14 protein-coding genes are annotated in these 17,956 nt (G+C 67.3%); 11 read left to right on the plus strand and 3 right to left on the minus strand.

The window, feature by feature from the left end; translation table 11 throughout:
- Positions 1-38: 38 nt before the first annotated feature.
- Together PSS76_RS03130 and PSS76_RS03135 are read left to right on the plus strand one after the other, a co-directional pair.
- Positions 39-1,019, plus strand: coding sequence for an alpha/beta hydrolase (locus PSS76_RS03130; RefSeq protein WP_237168953.1), 981 nt, complete (start codon positions 39-41; stop codon positions 1,017-1,019).
- The gene (locus PSS76_RS03135) at positions 1,012-2,736 is read left to right on the plus strand and encodes an N-acyl-D-amino-acid deacylase family protein (RefSeq protein WP_064079140.1); all 1,725 of its coding nucleotides are present in this window, start codon (positions 1,012-1,014) and stop codon (positions 2,734-2,736) included. Before PSS76_RS03130 ends, PSS76_RS03135 begins: the two co-directional genes overlap by 8 nt.
- A 79-nt stretch (positions 2,737-2,815) precedes the next feature.
- Here PSS76_RS03135 and PSS76_RS03140 read toward each other — a convergent pair whose 3' ends face one another.
- The gene (locus PSS76_RS03140) at positions 2,816-4,420 is read right to left on the minus strand and encodes an ABC transporter substrate-binding protein (RefSeq protein WP_044991436.1); all 1,605 of its coding nucleotides are present in this window, start codon (positions 4,418-4,420) and stop codon (positions 2,816-2,818) included.
- Positions 4,421-4,947: 527 nt separating this feature from the next.
- On the opposite strand from PSS76_RS03140, the gene PSS76_RS03145 reads away from it, so the two are divergent.
- The 8 genes from PSS76_RS03145 (at position 4,948) to PSS76_RS03180 (ending at position 14,797) form a co-directional block, all read left to right on the plus strand.
- On the plus strand, positions 4,948-5,658 hold the full coding sequence (locus PSS76_RS03145) for a GntR family transcriptional regulator (protein ID WP_013417369.1): 711 nt from the start codon (positions 4,948-4,950) through the stop codon (positions 5,656-5,658).
- 147 nt (positions 5,659-5,805) lie between these two features.
- On the plus strand, positions 5,806-7,461 hold the full coding sequence (locus PSS76_RS03150; RefSeq protein WP_337455840.1) for an amidohydrolase: 1,656 nt from the start codon (positions 5,806-5,808) through the stop codon (positions 7,459-7,461).
- A gap of 32 nt (positions 7,462-7,493) precedes the next feature.
- Positions 7,494-9,107, plus strand: a complete 1,614-nt coding sequence (locus PSS76_RS03155; protein ID WP_064058662.1) for an ABC transporter substrate-binding protein — start codon at positions 7,494-7,496, stop codon at positions 9,105-9,107.
- A gap of 64 nt (positions 9,108-9,171) precedes the next feature.
- The gene (locus PSS76_RS03160; RefSeq protein WP_005517283.1) at positions 9,172-10,125 is read left to right on the plus strand and encodes an ABC transporter permease; all 954 of its coding nucleotides are present in this window, start codon (positions 9,172-9,174) and stop codon (positions 10,123-10,125) included.
- Positions 10,118-11,224 carry an ABC transporter permease gene (locus PSS76_RS03165; RefSeq protein WP_005517284.1) on the plus strand — a complete coding sequence of 369 codons (1,107 nt, stop codon included), beginning with the start codon at positions 10,118-10,120 and terminating at the stop codon, positions 11,222-11,224. Before PSS76_RS03160 ends, PSS76_RS03165 begins: the two co-directional genes overlap by 8 nt.
- A complete protein-coding gene (locus PSS76_RS03170; RefSeq protein WP_064078626.1) occupies positions 11,221-12,288 on the plus strand; it encodes an ABC transporter ATP-binding protein in 1,068 nt (355 codons plus the stop codon). Before PSS76_RS03165 ends, PSS76_RS03170 begins: the two co-directional genes overlap by 4 nt.
- Positions 12,288-13,277, plus strand: coding sequence for an ABC transporter ATP-binding protein (locus PSS76_RS03175; protein WP_005517287.1), 990 nt, complete (start codon positions 12,288-12,290; stop codon positions 13,275-13,277). Before PSS76_RS03170 ends, PSS76_RS03175 begins: the two co-directional genes overlap by 1 nt.
- A 95-nt stretch (positions 13,278-13,372) precedes the next feature.
- A complete protein-coding gene (locus PSS76_RS03180; RefSeq protein ID WP_081263935.1) occupies positions 13,373-14,797 on the plus strand; it encodes an amidase in 1,425 nt (474 codons plus the stop codon).
- A gap of 7 nt (positions 14,798-14,804) precedes the next feature.
- Here PSS76_RS03180 and PSS76_RS03185 read toward each other — a convergent pair whose 3' ends face one another.
- Positions 14,805-16,256 (minus strand): MFS transporter, encoded by a 1,452-nt coding sequence (locus PSS76_RS03185; protein WP_064078627.1) that lies wholly within the window; start codon positions 16,254-16,256, stop codon positions 14,805-14,807.
- 234 nt (positions 16,257-16,490) lie between these two features.
- Here PSS76_RS03185 and PSS76_RS03190 point away from each other — a divergent pair, with 234 nt between their 5' ends.
- Positions 16,491-16,964, plus strand: a complete 474-nt coding sequence (locus PSS76_RS03190) for a WKL family lipoprotein (protein ID WP_236723269.1) — start codon at positions 16,491-16,493, stop codon at positions 16,962-16,964.
- On the opposite strand, the gene PSS76_RS03195 is transcribed toward PSS76_RS03190, so the two are convergent.
- Positions 16,927-17,955: an alpha/beta fold hydrolase gene (locus PSS76_RS03195; protein ID WP_064078629.1), complete on the minus strand. Its 1,029-nt coding sequence runs from the start codon at positions 17,953-17,955 to the stop codon at positions 16,927-16,929. The genes PSS76_RS03190 and PSS76_RS03195 overlap by 38 nt on opposite strands.
- Position 17,956: the final 1 nt, after the last annotated feature.

The raw sequence follows: 17,956 nt of genomic DNA on the forward strand, positions 1-17,956 counted from the left end.
CGTTGTCATACCGTCAGACTAGAGTTAGATTCTAATTCATGACAAGTGGCATGCAGGGCACTCGAACAGAATTGGACCCGGTACTGCAGGCAGTGGCTGCCGCGGTGTCGGGGTCGGGCCTCCCGCCGATGGTGGAACTGGGCCCGGAAGGTGCGCGGGAACGGATCCGCGCCGCGCTGCAGTCGTGCGCACCGGGTCCCGAGGTCGCCGCGGTCACGGCGCACCGGGTGGGTGAACACGTCGGCGTACGTCTGTACCGTCCGGTGGCGCGCAGGTCTGTGGGGACGATCGTTCACTTCCACGGCGGAGGTTGGGTGACCGGCGACCTCGACTACGCGGACGCGACGTGCCGCATGCTCGCGGACGAGGCCGGCGCGGACGTCGTGAGTGTGGACTATCGACTTGCTCCGGAGGATCCGTTCCCCGCGGCGACCGAGGACGCGATGGCGGTGTTGCATTGGGTGGCAGCAGGATCGGAGGGTCTCGCCGGACCCGTCGTGGTCACCGGGGACAGCGCCGGCGGCAACCTGGCCGCGGTGTGCGCCCTCCTCTCCCGCGACGAGGACGGTATCGACCTCGCAGGGCAGGTGCTGATCTACCCGGTAGTCGACGCCGATCTCGGACGCGACTCGTACGTCCAGAATTCCGGGGTCTTCCTCGGCTCCCGCGAGATGCAGTGGTTCCTCGACCACTACTGTCCCGACCTGGCAACCCGAACGAGTTCACTGGTGTCGCCGCTGCGCGCCGCCGATCTGTCCGGGCTGCCGCGCACCGTGGTGGTCGTCGGCGGCCACGATCCGCTGCTCGACGAGGGCGTCGAGTACGCCGAGCGGTTGAGGGCGTCCGGAGTGCCGGTCGAACTGCTGCAGTTCCCGTCACTGGCTCACGGTTTCCTGCAGTTCACGGGGGTCTCTCCGGCCGCGGCGGAGGCGGCGCAGACGATCGTCCGCGCTGCCGCCGTACTCCTCGAAAACGAAGACGCGAAGAAGAATTCGACCACAGGAGGCGTTCGTGCATGATCTGGTGATCCGCGGCGGGTTCGTCGTGGACGGAACCGGTGAACCGCCCCGTGCCGCCGACGTCGCCGTCGACGACGGGCGCATCTCGATCGTCGGCGACGTGCCTGACGCCGGGCGGCGGGAGATCGACGCGGCCGGCAAGCTCGTCACCCCGGGATTCGTCGACATCCACACGCACTACGACGGACAGGTCACCTGGGACCCGCTGCTGACCCCGTCGTCGTTGCACGGCGTGACCACAGTCGTCATGGGCAACTGTGGTGTGGGTTTCGCCCCCGTCAAGCCGGAACAGCGCGACTGGCTCATCGGACTCATGGAAGGTGTCGAGGACATCCCCGGAAGCGTTCTGGCGGAGGGGATGACGTGGAACTGGGAGTCGTTCCCCGATTATCTCGACGCGATCGACACCCCGCACGCGATCGACTTCGCCGCACAGCTGCCGCACGGCGCGTTGCGCACCTACGTGATGGGCCGGCGCGGCGGTGACCATCTCGCGCGGCCGACCGCGGACGAGATGGACCGGATGCGCGACCTTGTCGCCGAGGCGGTCGAGTCGGGTGCACTCGGCTGGTCCACCTCCCGATCCGCGGTCCACAAGACGTCCGCGGGCGAACCCACACCGAGCCTGACCGCCTCGCGGGAAGAACTCACCGGCATGGCGGCAGGGCTCGCGAAGGCGGGCGCCGGCGTCATCGACTTCATCTCCGACTTCATGGACCAGCCCGAGGAGATGGAGTTCGTCAGCGCGATCGTCGAGGCCGCGCAGAGGCCGATGTCCGTGTCGGTCGTACAAAGTGACCGGGCGCCTGACAAGTGGCGGGACCTACTCGACGGTCTTGCGGAAATATCGGCAGCACAGGGTATTCCGATCACCGGTCAGGTGGCGCCGCGTGCCGTGGGAGTGATGCTCGGGTGGGAGCTCAGTTGGCACCCGTTCATGGCCTACCCGAGCTACCGGGCACTCGAGGATCTGCCGCGGGAAGAGCGCGTGGAGCAACTGCGTCGGCCGGAGGTCAGGGACGCGATCCTGGCCGAGAAGCCGGACACCGACAGTGAATTCGTCGAGCGCCTGTCGACCCGGTTCGACCAGGTTTACCTGCTCGGTGACCCGCCGAACTACGAGCCCGGGCCGGACGACTCGGTCGCCGCGCTCGCCGACCGATCCGAGGTACCGGCCGCCGAGGTCGCCTACGACGCGATGATGGCGCAGGACGGGCGCGGACTGCTCTACTTCCCGATGCTCAACTACTCGGCCGGAAACCTCGAGGCGGTCCGGGAGATGCTCGTGCGCCCCGACACGGTGCCTGCTCTCGGAGACGGCGGCGCGCACTGCGGCGCGATCTGCGACGCGAGCTTCCCCACGACGCTGCTCACGCACTGGGGCCGGGATCGCAAGGTCGGCGAGCTCCTACCCGTGGAGTGGCTGATCAAGCGGCACACAGCCGACACCGCGGCCGTGGTCGGGCTGCTCGACCGTGGACAGGTCCGTCCCGGCTATCGGGCCGACCTCAACGTCATCGACTTCGACAGGCTCCAGGCCGATCATCCCGAGGTGACGTACGACCTGCCGACCGGCGGGCGGCGGCTGATGCAGACCGCGACGGGGTACGTCGCGACCGTCGTGGCCGGCGAGGTGGTGGTGGAGGACGGCCGGCACACCGGTGCGTTGCCGGGTCGACTCGTGCGCGGTGCGCAGCCGGCGCCGAGCGCTTCCTGATCGACCGCGGAACGGGGATGCCCCCGCCACTCGTGGGAGTGGCGGGGGCATCCCCGTTCCGTCGCGGGCTGTGCCGCGATCAGCTCTTCTTGAATGCCTTGTCGAACAGAATGATTCCGTCGACGGTCGGGTTGGCGCGGTACACGTCGGGTGACCAGGCGACGTAGTTGACGCCGGCGCCCCACGAGAGGAACGGCTGATCGGTGTTCACCAGGTTCTGGATGTCGACGATCGCCTCCCGCTTGGCGGTCTCGTCCGGAGCCGAAAGGACCTTGCCGAGCAGGGCGTCCATCTCCGGGCTCTTGTAGCCGAGGATGTTGTTGGTCGAGGTGCTCGACAGCGAGCTGAAGAGCCGGATCTCGGGAGCGACGTCCGCAATGCTGTACGCGCCGAAGCTCATGTCGTAGTTGCGATCGATGTACAGGCGCTTGACCATGTCGGTGATGCTGCTGGTGTACTCGAGCGCGACATCGAAGCCGATCGAGTTCATCTGTGCCTGCACCGCGAGTGCGAGCTGCTGTGCGTCGGGATCGTTGACGCCGACGTAGGTGATCTTGCCGTTGAAGCCGTCGGCCTTCGCCTGGTCGAGGAGTTCCTTGGCCTTGGCGGCGTCGGGGGTGATGCCGTTGACGTTGCCGTACCACTCGGACCACGGCTGGAACATGTCGGTGCCGGGCATGCCCTCGCCGGCGCGCACGCGCTGGTTGAGGACCTCGGGATCGATCGAGTACGCGATCGCCTGGCGGACGCGGGGATCGGCGGCGGGGCGGCCGGGAGCGTTGTTGAGCTGTCCCACCATCGACATGCTCGTGGTGTCGACGTAGCCCGGGAACTCGGCCTTCGCCGCGTTCACGGTCTGTGCGTTGCGCAGGTAGGCCGCGTCGATGCCGCCGGACTTCAGCGCGTCCACCTTGGGCTGCTCACCTGCGATCCCCACGAACTTCAGGCCGTCGAGGTTCGGCGCGCCACCCCAGTAGTCGGGGTTCGCCTTCAGCTGCAACTCCTGCTGCGGCTGGAGACTGACGAGCGTGAACGGACCCGCACCGATCGGGGTGAACTTGTCGCCCTGCTGTGCGGTGGGCGAGACGATCATGCCGTGACCATAGGCGAGCATCGCGGGGAAGGTGCGCCACGGCTGCTTCAGGGTGAAGACCACAGTGGACGGATCCTGCGCGACATTGCTCGCGACCATCTGAGTGTAGACCTGTGAGTTGGCGCCACGTCGCTGGTTGTAGCGGTCGATGCTCGCGACGACGGCCGCGGCGTCCATCGGGGTGCCGTCGCTGAACTTGACGTTGTCGCGGAGCTTCAGCGTCCACGTCAGGAAGTCGGGGCTCTCCTCGAACGACTTCGCCAGCTGCGGCTCGAAGCTCCGGGACTGCGAGTCGTATCGCATCAGAACGTCGTAGACGGCAGCCATCTCGGTGCCACCGGTGGCACCGGCAGGCTGAGTCGCTGCCGGATCGAGGTTCGTGACGGGCGCGTAGGACGCGAAGCTCAGCGTTCCGCCCGACACGGGTGTGCCGCCGTCGCCCTGGTCGCCCAGGATGCCGTACGCCGTCGTCGTTGCGCCGGATCCGCTGCTGGAGTCGGAGCTCTCCGACGACGCGCAGCCGGCAAGCGCGACCGCGCCGACGACCGTGACGGCCATCGTTCGGGCGAGCCTTCTCGAATACTTCTTCATGTACCAACCTCCACGGTCGGGGTCGACGCCTGCCAGTCGGTACGAGCCGGATGGCCCGCCCGGATGATCGATGGGATCTCTGAGTCGACGGGGCTGGTTGCCCGGTCGAAGAGGACGATCGCACCGGAATTCGGTGCAGTCGGGGTCGTTGCAGAAACGGACTCTAGCCGCCCTGCGGTGCGTCCACAAGGAATCGGGCGAACTGGTGATTCCGCAGCGTTGCACCGGTATTCGTTAGCAGAGGGGAGCGATTCGGGCGGGGCTCCGCGGGTGGCTCCGCAGACCCGCGGACCCGACCGAAATGAATTTCACCGAAACTCTTGTGGAACCAAGATAGGTGTCCTAGATTGTCCGGAACACAGCTTTGTATAGACAAAGTTCTCGCCCCGGTCGCGGATGCCTTCCGCTGCCCGTGGTGAGGACTTCGGCGACCGACAACGGCCGGCGTGATACGGGAGGGACCTCTCGATGTACCTTGTGGTTCGCGCGTTATCCGTGTCGTGGGACGGGCGGAGAGCCTCTGTTCCGTGACCGACCCGCAGCACGTGCTGCTCGCGCAGGATCTGATCTCTCGGATCCAGTCGGGAGAGTTCGCGGTGGGGGACAAGCTTCCCACCGAACTCGAACTGTGTCAGACCCGATCCCTCGCCCGGGGCACGGTGCGGCAGGCGCTCAAGCATCTGGAAGATGCGGGAATGATCAGCCGGCGCCGTGGCGCCGGGACCACGGTCGAGTCGCCGGAACCGGTCGTGGGGCACCAGGCCTTCGTGACGAGCAGTCTCGGCATGCTCGCGTTCGTGGAGCGCACGCGGATTACCGACCCGTCGTCGGAAATCATTGTCGCGGAAAGCAACTTGGCGAAACGTGTCGGTGTTCCGGTCGGTTCCGAGTGGTATCGGGTGTCAGGGCCACGCGTGGTTCGGGGGTCGGTGATGCCGCCGTTCTGCTGGAGTGAGGTGTACCTGAGATCGGATCTGCCGCATCGCCGAATGGTGCTGACGGGAAGGTTCGGCATCGCAAATCTGGTGCGTCAGCGCATCGAGCAGGTCGTCACCGGCACGCTTCTCGCATCCGATCTGGCGGACGCGCTGGATGCGGAGAAGGGAAGTGCCGCACTGGTCGTCACGCATCGGCACGTCGATGCGAACGGTGCACTCGAGGCTGTCGGCATTCACACGCACCCGGCGGAGCGGTACCGCATCGTGACGTCGGTGGGTGCGCACCTGTCGACCGACTGACGCCGTCGGATGCCGCTCCGTCCGGGTGGCGGGGAGCCTCGGAAAGCTACTGGAGAGTAGCCCCGACCCGGATAATGACATGAATTCTATTGTGCGCTAGCCTCTTCAAAACACTATGTGATCCACATCTCACGAGGGAGTCGAACGTTGGACCGGAGTGCGACGACCAGGGATGTCGAGGTCATCGACCGCATCCACGTGAGGGGCGTCGTAGTGCCGGCTCCGGGCGCACCGGCTGCCACCGCTTTCGCGGTGTCGGGCGGGAAGTTCGTGGCCGTCGGGTCGGACGAGGACATCCGCGCGCTGGCCGGACCGACCACCGAGGTGATCGACCTGGGCGGCCGCACCGTCGTGCCCGGCTTCATCGAAACCCATGTGCACCCGCACATGTCGGGGATGAACAGTGTGAACGTCGATGCCGGATCGGACGCGTGCCCCGACATCGGGTCGCTGATCGACGCACTGGCGGCGCGCGCGGCCGAGACTCCCGCAGGGCAGCCCGTCTCCGCGTCGGGGTTCGACGACAGCCTGGTCGCCGAGGACCGTGGACTCACCGCGGCCGACCTCGACCGTGCCAGCGTCGACCATCCCATCGTGGTGCGGCACCTGTCCGGTCACGGGCTGTACGTGAACTCCTTCGTGCTGCGGAGCAAGGGAATCGACCGGGACACGGCAGAACCGGAGGGCGGCGTCGTCGTCCGGAATCCTGCCGGCGAGCCGACCGGCGAGTTCCGGGAGATTCCCGCGATGCGCCTGGTCGTGAGTCCGGAGGACTCGATGCCCACGGGTGAGGAACTGGACGAGGGACTGCGCCGAGCGCTGGCCCGGATGGCCTCGGTCGGCGTCACGACTTTCCACGACATGTTCGTCACCCCCGTGGTGATCGACTCCTACCGGCGGCTGCTCGACCGGGGGGAGTTGCCGCTACGGGCCCGGTTGTACGCGGGGTTCGGAACACTGGAGGGCTTCACGGTCGGCGACGACTCCGACGCCGATGCCCACGACCATCTCGAGATCGGTGGCGTGAAGCTGATCTCGGACGGGTCGATCCAGTTGCACACAGGGGCACTCACCGAGCCCTACCGCGATCTCGGCGGTTGCCACTGCGGTGAAATGGCGATCCCGCCCACAGATCTGGACGAGATGGTGCGCCGCTGCCACGAGGCAGGACGACAGGTCGCCATCCACACCAACGGCGACCGTGCCATCGACCTCGCGCTCGACGCGATCGAGAAGGCACTCGCCGCCGCGGGCGGAACTCCGCTACCGGGCGGACTGCAGCATCGGCTCGAGCACGTGCAGGCTCTTCGTGACGACCAGATCCGACGGATGCGCGATCTCGGTGTGTCGGCGTCGGTGTTCGTCAATCACGTCTACTACTGGGGAGATCGGCACCGCGATCGGTTCCTCGGGCCGGAGCGGGGGAGCCGGATCAGCCCCCTCGCGTCGATCAGTTCGGCACAGGTTCCGTTCGCGCTGCACTGCGACAGCCCGGTCACCCCGGTGAATCCGCTGTTCACCATGCACACCGCGGTCAACCGCGTCACGCGAGGCGGCGAGGTCCTCGGTCCCGAGGAACGCATCGACGCCGCGACTGCGCTGGCCGGCTACACGACATCCGCGGCCTGCCTCGGCGGTGAGTCCGAGGTCAAGGGAGCAATCGCCCCCGGGCTGTTCGCCGATTTCGTCGTGCTGGACGGCGATCCGACCGGGGTCGAACCGTCGGCGATCAAGGACATCACGGTCCTCGCGACCGTGGTCGCGGGTCGTGTCGTGTACACCACCGATCCCGCATTTTCCTAGTGACGTTTCGAGTTCGACGGAAGTAGGTACGAATGACGCGATCCTCGTTGGCTCGGGCCGGGACTCTCCTGACCGCGCTCACTGCCACTGCAGTTCTGCTGGCCGGTTGCGCCGGTGGTGGGTCGGGTGCGGCGACCGACGCCTCCGACGTGACGACCGGTCTCGTGGGCGAGCAGTCCGACGGCGGTGACCCGGTTTCGGGCGGCACGCTGTCGTACGCGACGTACAACGGTGTGAGCAGTCTCGATCCGGCCGATCGGCAGGACGGCGGCGCCACCGGCGGCAGCGAGATGGCGGCGATCTACGACCTGCTGATGCGCTACGACCCCGAGACCAAGGAGTATCAGCCGCAACTGGCGCAGTCGCTGACGCCGAACGGGGACAACACCGTCTGGACCCTCGCGCTGCGTCCCGGTGTGACGTTCAGCGACGGGACTCCGGTGGATGCGGCGGCGGTGCGATGGAGCATCGGCCACTACCTCGACAAGAAGGCGACGCACTCGCAGGTGTGGAAGGCGACGGTCGCGGACATCCAGTCCCCGGACCCGTCGACCGTCGTCTTCACGCTGAAGCAGCCGTGGAACGAGTTCCCGATCATGTTCACGACCGGGCCGGGCATGATCGTGGCCCCGTCCTCGATGGCCACGGGCACGTTCACCCCGATCGGCGCCGGTCCCTTCACGGTCGAGAAGTTCGCGTCGCAGGACGAGTTGGTTCTCGCTGCCCGGCCGGACTACTGGGACGGTGAGCCGCACCTGGCGAAGCTCCGGTTCCCCGCGATCGTCAGCGAGCAGGGCAAGCTCGACGCCCTGCACACCGGCGGCGTCCAGGCGGCCTACCTCCGTGGCGCGGAGGTCGTTCACAACGCCCTCGAGGCAGGCGACGTGGGTTACGTCTACACCGTCAACATGGGCGGTGTCGGAAACATCAATCAGCGTGAGGGGCGGGCCGCGTCGGACGAACGGGTCCGGAAGGCCATCGTCGCCGGCTTCGACCCGGAAACGTTCAACCAGCGTGTCGAGGGCGGCCACGGCATGCCGGGCAGTGACATGTTCCAGGACTGGTCGCGGTGGCACGGCAGCGTTGCCGGTAGTGGCTACGACCCGGAGGCCGCGAAGAAGTATCTCGCCGAGGCGAAGGCCGACGGGTACGACGGCAAGCTCACCTACGTCGGGCTGAACGATCCCGCCACCCAGAGCAGCGCGCTCGCTTTCCAATCGATGCTCCAGGCCGTCGGTTTCACCGTCGACATCGTCTACACGACGAGCATCAACGATCTGGTGAAGCGCATGTATGCGCAACACGACTACGACATCGGCTACGCCGGATTCAACATCCTGGACGAGTCGCCTTTCGTTCGCCTGTACGGCAATCTCTACAGTGAATCGTCGTCGAACGTCCTGGGCTACGCGAACCCGACCATGGACGATCTGCTCGGCAAACTGCAGACGGCTCCTACGGACGAGGATCGCCTCGCGGTGGTCGAGGACATCCAGACGGTCGTCAACGAGACGAACCCGATGCTCGTGGTCAACAGTGGCAAGTACTTCATCCCGTGGAGTAAGAACTCGCACGGCATCACACCCAGCGCCGATGGCATCATGCTGTTCGGAAACGCCTGGCTCTCTTCCGAATCCGCATCATAGTGCCGGATCGGCGATCACAATCGGATTGGTATGCCCATGAACACAGGAAGGAGGCGATGAGCCGATGACGAGAACCGTGATCGACAAGGTGATCGAGCTTATCGTCGTGCTCTTCGTCGTCAGTCTCGGCACGTTCGCACTCGTTTCGCTCATTCCGGGTGATCCGTCCGTCGCGATGCTCGGTGAGGGACGTTCGCCGGAGGAGTACGCACAGGCTCGTGCGGACATGGGGCTGAACGACCCCTTCTTCACGCGGTACTGGGATTGGTTGTCGGGTGCGCTGCAGGGCGATCTCGGTAATTCGATGGTGCCGCCCCAGGGCCCGGTGACCGACAGCATCAGTGCCGCACTGCCGGTGAGTATCCAGTTGGCGGTGATGGGTCTGTTCATCGCGATCGTGGTGGCGGTGCCGCTGGCGATGTACTCGGCGCGTCATCAGGGTGGGTGGATCGATCGCGCTATCAGCGCCTGCACGTTCGGTGTGCTGTCGATCCCGTCCTTCCTGTCGGGTCTGCTGCTGATCATGGTGATGGTCAACTATCTGGGATGGTTCCCACGGTCGCAGTGGGTTCGGGTCTCGGAAGGACTGGGGCAGAACCTCTATCACGCGATCCTGCCGGCGATCACGATCAGCCTGCTCGAGATGGCGATGTTCATCCGCATTCTGCGCAGCGACCTGGTGATGACGCTCAAGGAGAACTTCATCCTGGTCGCCAAGGCGAAGGGTATGTCCAACGCGCGGTTGCTGTTCAGCGACGCGCTGCGGCCGTCGTCGTTCTCGCTCATCACGATGCTGGGCATCGTGCTCGGCTCGATGATCGGTAGCACCGTCATCGTCGAGACGCTGTTCTCCCTTCCGGGTATGGGCTCACTGATCGTGCGTGCGGCGCAGCAGGGCGACATGCCGATGGTGCAGGGAGCGGTCCTGGTGATCGCCGTCATCTACGTGGTCGCCAACGGTGTCATCGACATCTCCTACGGATACCTCGACCCAAGGAGCCGACGAGCCCATGTCTGAGACCAAGATGGACGATATCGACATGCCGGCGTTCACCGGCCGGGTGCTCGACGACGCGGGCGCCGAGGAGTTGGCGAACGCGAAGGATCTGGCGGAGCGCCGAAATCTGTATCGGATCGGCACGATCCTGACCGTCGTGGGCGTCGTCTGCGCGGCGCTGGGTGTGCTGCCGGTACTGGTGATGGGCGCGCGGGTGGCGATCTTCGTGGTCGGCCTGATCGCCCTGTACATGGGTGTACGTCGACTGGGTCTGGCCCGCTTCGGTTCCGACTTCGACCTGACGTTCATCCTGTCGTGTGCGTGGCTGACGGTGCTGATCGTCGCTGCGATCGCGGCCCCGTTGCTGCCGCTCGCCGAGCACGAGGACACCACCAAGACGCTCAGCGCGAAGAGTTACGCGTCGCCGAGCCTGTTCTCGTCGCATCCGCTGGGCACCAACAACTTCGGGCTGGACATGCTGGCGCGCTCGATCTACGGCGCCCGGTCGTCGCTCATCGTGGCGGTCGCCGCGGTCGCGATCGGCATCCTGGTGGGTGGCGCGATCGGCATCCTCGCAGGCTACTTCGGCGGATGGGTCGACCGGGTCGTGGGCATCCTCACCAACTCGCTGCTCGCCGTACCGGCACTGATCCTGCTGATCGCGCTCGCGTCCGTCCTGCAGCCGAACCTGCGGAACGTCTCGTTCGCGCTCGCGGTGCTGGCCATACCATCCATGGTGCGTATCGCCAGAGCGAACACATTGGTGTTCTCCCAACGCGAATTCGTCCTGGCGGCACGAGCGATGGGCGCCACACGATGGCGGGTGATGCTGCGGGAGATCGCGCCGAACGTGGCGCTGCCGCTGCTGTCGCTCGGCATGGTGATGATCTCGGTCATGATCGTCGCCGAGGCGTCGCTGAGCTTCCTCGGCCTCGGCATCCAGCCGCCGTCGCCCACGTGGGGAAACATGATCTCCGAGGGCCAGGGCAACGTCTTCGAGCAGCACCCGTACATCGTCCTGGTGCCCGGCGTGTTCCTGTTCCTGACGGTGTTCTCGTTCAACATGGTCGGTGAGAAGGCCCAGAAGAAGACCGGTGGCACCCGGGAGGTGAAACTGTGAGTAGCAACGAACCCATCCTGACGGTGGACGGCGTGTCCACCAGGTTCCGCACCAAGCGTGGACAGTTGCGTGCGGTCGAGCAGGTGTCCCTCGAACTCGACGCCGGCGAGACCCTCGGCCTCGTCGGTGAGTCCGGTTCCGGCAAATCCGTTCTGGGGCAGACCATCATGGGTCTGGTCTCGAACGGCGGCAACACCGCCGTCACCGGCACCGTGAACTTCATGGGCCGCGACATGCAGGGACTGACCCGCAAGGAACAGCAGCAGATGTGGGGCAACGACATCGCGATGGTCTTCCAGGACCCGATGTCGGCGCTCAATCCGTTCAAGCGGATCGGTACCCACCTCACCGAGTCGTTGCGCGCCCACCTCGGCCTGGACAAGGCCGCGGCGCGGGAGCGGGCGATCGAACTGCTGCGCAAGGTGCGTATTCCCGAGCCGACGCGGCGGATCGACCAGTACCCGCACGAGCTGTCCGGCGGTATGCGTCAGCGTGTGGTGATCGCGATGGCGCTCGCGTGCGATCCCAAGCTCACCATCGCGGACGAGCCGACCACGGCGCTCGACGTCACCGTGCAGAAGCAGATCCTCGAGCTTCTCGACTCGCTGCGCACCGAGATGGGCATGGCCGGCATCCTCGTCAGTCACGACCTCGGCGTCGTTGCCGGGCAGACGGATCGGGTCGCGGTCATGTACGCGGGACGGATCGTCGAGACGGCGCCGACCCGGCAGTTGTTCGCCAGCCCCCGGCACCCGTACACCGAGGCGCTGCTCGCCGCGGTTCCCCGCCTCGAGCAGGAACCGCACACCCGGCTCGAGTCGATCGACGGTGGACTGCCGGACATGACGAAGCCGCCCACGGGCTGTTCGTTCGCGTCCCGGTGCAAGTACGCCCAGGCCAAGTGCCGGGAGGTCGTGCCGACGCTGACGGCATCCGCGGACACCGCCGGTGCTCGCCACCCGCACGAGGTGGCGTGCCATTTCCCGCTGGACGGTGTGGCCGACCTCGGGATGCCCGCCGCCGCGGGCACAGAAGTTCGCGAGCTGGAAGTGGAGACCATCTGATGGCCGGAAGTGGAGTTGCGCACCTGCGCAGGGACGAGGGGCCCGTGCTCGCGGTCGAGAACCTCGTCGTGGAGTTCCCGGCGGGCCGCGGCCAGACGGTGCACGCCGTGTCCGATATCAGTTTCGATCTGCTGCCCGGTGAAACCCTCGGCATCGTCGGCGAATCCGGTTGCGGCAAGTCCACTGCCGGACGCGCCGTGCTGCAGCTGCCGGCACCGAAGTCGGGCAGCGTGGAGATCGACGGAATCGAGCTGACCACGCTCAGTCCGTCTGCGCTGCGCAAGATCCGGGCGCAGATGCAGATGATCATGCAGGACCCGATCTCGTCGCTCAATCCGCGCCGCAAGGTCAAGCACCTGGTGACCGAGGGCCCGCGCATGTGGGGACAGCGGAACAAGGAACGCCTCGACCAGCTGGGCCGGGAACTGCTCCAGGCGGTCGGCCTCGACCCGGACATGGTGTGGGACCGGCTCCCGGGGGAGCTGTCCGGCGGTCAGTGCCAGCGCGTGTGCATCGCCCGCGCCATGATGCTCAAGCCGAAGGTGCTCATCTGCGACGAGCCGGTGTCGAGTCTGGACGTGTCGGTCCAGGCGCAGATCCTCAACCTGCTCGAACAGACGAAGACCGAGTTCGAGCTCACGATGATCTTCATCGCGCACAACATGGCGGTGGTCAAGAACATCAGCGACCGGGTGATGGTCATGTACCTGGGCAAGGTGTGCGAGATCGCGCCGAGCCACGACATGGAGAAGCGGGCTCAGCACCCGTACTCGCAGTTACTGCTCGCGTCGATTCCCGACCCGGACGTGCTCCGCGGCGAAGCCGACGCCACACCGCAGATCGAGGGCGACCTGCCCTCGCCGCTCAATCCGCCGTCGGGCTGCCGGTTCCGTACCCGCTGCCCGTTGGCCACCGATCGGTGCGCGGCCGAGGAGCCCCAGCTCCGGGAAGTCGCTCCCGACCACTTCGTGGCCTGCCACAACGTCTGACACACATATCTCCCGCGTTTTGCGCACTTATCGCGCTCCGGGCACCGGAATTTCAGCGATAAGTGCGCAAAACGCGGGGAGCGGGAGGGACAGGTATGTCGATCGAGAGTTTGTTCGACGGTCAGGACATGACCGGGCTGGCCGCTTCGATCCGAGACGGTGACGTGTCGGCTCGCGAGGTGGTCGAGTTCGCGCTGCACCGGATCGCGGAGCGCAACCCCGCCGTCAACGCGGTGGTTGCCGAGCGGGCCGAGGAAGCACTCGCCGAGGTGGACGCCGGGCTTCCGGACGGACCGCTGCGGGGAATCCCCTTTCTGATCAAGGATCTTCACGCCGACGTCGCGGGGCTTCCGACGTCCAACGGCTCCCGGCTGTTCGCGGATCGGGTCGCGAACGCGGACACCGAACTGGTGTCGCGCTACCGGCGGGCCGGGCTCGTGGTCATCGGCAAGACGAATACCCCGGAGTTCGGCCAGAACGCGAGCACCGAGCCCGTGCTGTTCGGTCCGACGCGCAACCCGCGCCGGCTCACCCACAGCGTCGGCGGCTCGTCCGGTGGCGCGGGCGCGGCCGTCGCGGTCGGTATCGCCCCGGCCGCGCACGCCAGCGACGGCGGTGGTTCGATCCGGATTCCGGCGTCCGCCAACGGCCTGGTGGGACTCAAGCCGTCCCGCGGCCGGATGCCGTCCGGTGCTCCGCTGTCCGGTCCGTTGTCGGTGGAACACGCTGTCACCAAGAGTGTTCGGGACACCGCGCTGCTGCTCGATCTCACGTCGGGCCCGGCAGTGGGCGCACCGTTCGGGATCGCGCCGCCCGTTCGCCCGTACGTCGACGAGGTGGGTGCCGATCCGGGCAAGCTTCGCATCGGCATCACCACGACGATGCCGGGCGGGGATCCGGTCCACCCGGATTGCGCGGCGGTCGCATCCGACGTCGGAGTGATGCTCGAGAAGCTGGGACATCACGTCGAGACGGCCGCGCCGACGTTCCATCCCGAGGCGCTCGGGGCCGCGATGCAGTACCTGATGTCGGCGCCGATGGCCGTCGAGATCGACCAGCGGCTCGCCGAACTGGGCCGGGAACTGCGCGACGACGACCTCGAGACGATGGCGCGCGTCCAGTACGACCGGTGCAAGTCGCAATCCGTCACCGATCTGGCCGCCGCCTATGCGGCACTCGAGCTCACCGGGCGGGAGATCGGGCGGTACTTCACCGAGTACGACCTGCTGCTGAGCCCGACGCTGTGCCGGCCGACGCCGGAACTGGGCGTGCTCGACGCAATGGATCTCGAGGCCATGTGGCAGCACGCCGGTGCCTACGGCGCGCTGACGTCACCGTTCAACAGTGGTGGACAGCCGGCGATTTCGCTTCCGCTGGGCAAGGATTCGACGGGTCTGCCGCTCGGTGCCCAGCTGGTGGCCGCGCACGGGCGCGAGGACCTGCTGATCCGCGTCGCGGCGCAGCTCGAGGCCGCGCACCCGTGGAGCACGGCTCCGGTGTGGCCCGCGGTGGCGGGCTGACCGCGAGTCAGTTCGTAGGAGGTTGGACGGCGGGCGCGGTGACGTCGCAGTGCGGTTGGCACGCGACGGACTCGCCCGCCGTTTCCTCTGCCGCGGCCTTGCGGGGGATCATCACCGCGGAGAGCACCGCGCCGATCAGGAGTAACCCGGCACAGATGAGCATCGCCACGCGGAAGCCCGACGCGAATGCCGCAGGGTCCGCGAGGGCGTCCGCGCCGATTCCGGCGAGCGCGGGAAGCGCAGCCACCGCGAGCAGTTGGCTGGTGCGAGCGACGGCGTTGTTGACGCCCGACGCGATCCCGGCCTGATCCGACGACACCGAACCGAGCACGGCCGCGGTGAGGGGTGCGACGAGCGCCGACAATCCCAGTCCGAACACCAGCACCGCGGGCAGCACCTGGGTCGGGTACGACGCGCCGGGCCCGATACGGAGCATCAACAGCAGGCCGCCGGCGCCGAGCAGCGGTCCGACGGTCATCGGGATGCGGGGGCCGTGGATCTGCGCCCAGCGCCCGGCCCGCGACGACAGCAGCAGCATCAGGATCGTGATCGGCAGCGACGCGACGCCGGCGGCCAGCGGCGAGTAGCCGGACACGATCTGCAACTGCAGGAGCAGCAGGAAGAAGACACCGCCGAGCGCCGCGTACACGGCGAGGGTCACCAGGTTGGCGGCGACGAACACGCGGGACGCGAACAACGATCCCGGCACCAGCGCGTACCGGGAGCGCCTCTCGACCACGACGAACGCGGCCATGAGGACGAGCCCGGCGATCACCGCCCACACGGCCCTCTCGATCAGCCCGTACGTGAGGGCGCCCAACGCGAGCGCGGCGAGTGCAGAACCGAGAACGTCCAGGCGTGCGGGCGGGTGCGGGTCCCGGGTCTCGGGCACGTGCCGCGCCGAGACCCACACGACGGCCACGGCGAGCGGCAGGTTGATCAGGAACACCGAGCGCCAGCCCGCGACCTCCACGAGCCAGCCGCCGAGCAGGGGGCCGACGGCTGCGGCCACCCCACCCAGCCCGGACCACAACCCGATCGCGGCACCCTGGTCCTCCTCGTCGAACGACGCCGAGATGATCGCGAGACTCCCCGGGGTGAGCAGTGCGGCGCCGACACCCTGCAGCAGACGTGCCGCCACGAGGATCGTGACATTCGGCGCAAGCGCGCACAGAGCGGACGCGCCCGCGAACCAGACTGTGCCCCAGACGAATACTCGTCGCCGTCCCACCCGATCGCCGAGGGCCCCACCGAACAGGATCAGGGACGCCAGCGTCAGCGTGTAACCGCTGAGGACCCACTGCAGGCCGGCGACCTCCGCGCCGAGATCCTCACCTATCCGGGGCAGCGCGACGTTCACGACGGTGCCGTCGAGCATTGCCAGAGACGAGCCGAGAACGGTGGCCGCCACGACCCACCGTCCCCGCGGCGATTTCAATTGGAGCGCCGGAGCGGTCATCTCTTCGATGGTAAGGGCGCTGCGCGCCCGTGCGCCTTTCCGGTGGTGCCCGCTACCAAAAAGGCGCACAGGTGCGGAGCGCCTGGTTCGTGAGGAGACACTAAGAGTTCGGCGCCGCGCCGCCCGATCGGTCCCGGCGGTGCCGACGCGCCCCTACCGTTGCGCACTCGAGGGAAACCGGGCGAATGGAGCGAGATGATGTCGATGCGTGGTGGGGCGAAGCGGAGTCCGAAGGTGCTTGCGGCGGCGATCCTGTGCGGTGCGGCACTCGCGACGGCAGCGTGCTCCGAGCCGGCGGAGCCTGGGGACCCTGCACCGTCGCCTCCGCCGACGACCACGACGGCGTCACCGCAGTTGATCGCCGCGCCGACACCCGCCGAACTGAACGCGAACCTGGCGCGCGCCTTCGACGAGACGGTCCCCGCGGCGGAGAAGATCACGCTGGTCCAGGGCACGCAGGCCGATCCGCAGCTGATCGACCGCGTGGTCGAGGCGGCGAAGGTCAACAAGGCGTCTGCGCAGGTCACCGGCGTCACCGACCTCGGTGACGGCACGGTCGCGGCGACCGTCGTCATGGCACTCGACGGTCAGCCCGCACCCGAGAGCGTCATGACCTTCGTCGCCGAGGACGGTGTGTGGAAGCTGTCGAAGGACAACGCGTGCGGCATCGTCAGCCTCGCTGGACTGTCGTCTCCGGCGTGTGCGTGAGCGGGGGATCGGCCAGCAGTTCCCGCGCGGCGGCGGCGATCGCGTCGGTCTCGGCCTGCCGGATTCCGGGGCGCCCCGCGATGTGTCCGAGTTCGGAGTCGATGGGACGCAACTCGGCGCCGGGTACCAGCGCGGCCTCGCGGGCGGCGTCGGCGAGAGTGAAGTAGGCGTCGGTGGTACCGGGCATGACGATGGTTCGTGCGCCGATCGATCCGAGTGCGGCGTCGAAGCCGCCCGCGTGCCCTCGGCCGACGTCTGCGGTGCGCCACGTGTCGAGCATCGCCGTCAGGTCGTCGGCATCCATCGCAGCGTGGTCGTTCGCCCACCCGTCGAGCAGGTCGTCGATCGAGTCGTAGCCGACGTCCCGGTAGGAACCGCGGTCGAAGAAGTCCCGCGAGTACGCCCAGCCGGCGTACACCCGCCCGAACGCGCGCAGCCCGTCCACCGGAGGCCCCGTTCCCGACCGGTAGGCGGGATCGGCCGTGAGCGTCGAGGCGATGCCGTCGAGGAAGACTCGGTTGAAGTCCGAGCATCGCGCGGCGCCGCAGATCGGCAGGAGGCTGCGGACCATGGACGGATACCGTACGGCCCACTCGTAGCACTGCAGCGCGCCCATCGACCATCCCGCAGCGAGTGCGATGCCCCGCACTCCCAGCGAATCCAGCAGGGCGCGCTGTGCACGCACGTTGTCGGCGATTGTGAGCAGTGGAAAAGTGCGGGGGAGAGGATGATTCGAAGGCGACGACGACAGTCCGTTGCCGAACATGTCGACCGCGACCACGAACCAGTCCCGAGGATCGAACATGCGGCCCGGTCCGATCCACGGTTCGTAACTGCGGTGCGTGCCGGTGTAGTAGCTGGGCAACAGGACACAGTTGGTGCCGTCCCGGTCGAGTGTCCCGTGGGTGCGGTAGGAGAGGTGCGCGCCGGGGAGGTCCACGCCGAGTTCGGTCGTGAACCTCCCCAGCGAGAAGCTTCGTGCCACCGACATG

The organism is Prescottella sp. D32 (genome assembly GCF_037287305.1).
Classification (GTDB): Bacteria; Actinomycetota; Actinomycetes; order Mycobacteriales; family Mycobacteriaceae; genus Prescottella; species Prescottella equi.

Excerpts from the sequence above, each read along its gene's own strand:
- PSS76_RS03130 (WP_237168953.1), top strand. The coding sequence starts at position 39 with ATGACAAGTGGCATGCAGGGCACTCGAACAGAATTGGACCCGGTACTG.
- PSS76_RS03140 (WP_044991436.1), bottom strand. The coding sequence starts at position 4,420 with ATGAAGAAGTATTCGAGAAGGCTCGCCCGAACGATGGCCGTCACGGTC.
- PSS76_RS03155 (WP_064058662.1), top strand. The coding sequence starts at position 7,494 with ATGACGCGATCCTCGTTGGCTCGGGCCGGGACTCTCCTGACCGCGCTC.
- PSS76_RS03160 (WP_005517283.1), top strand. The coding sequence starts at position 9,172 with ATGACGAGAACCGTGATCGACAAGGTGATCGAGCTTATCGTCGTGCTC.
- PSS76_RS03165 (WP_005517284.1), top strand. The coding sequence starts at position 10,118 with ATGTCTGAGACCAAGATGGACGATATCGACATGCCGGCGTTCACCGGC.
- PSS76_RS03175 (WP_005517287.1), top strand. The coding sequence starts at position 12,288 with ATGGCCGGAAGTGGAGTTGCGCACCTGCGCAGGGACGAGGGGCCCGTG.
- PSS76_RS03180 (WP_081263935.1), top strand. The coding sequence starts at position 13,373 with ATGTCGATCGAGAGTTTGTTCGACGGTCAGGACATGACCGGGCTGGCC.
- PSS76_RS03185 (WP_064078627.1), bottom strand. The coding sequence starts at position 16,256 with ATGACCGCTCCGGCGCTCCAATTGAAATCGCCGCGGGGACGGTGGGTC.
- PSS76_RS03195 (WP_064078629.1), bottom strand. The coding sequence starts at position 17,955 with ATGTCGGTGGCACGAAGCTTCTCGCTGGGGAGGTTCACGACCGAACTC.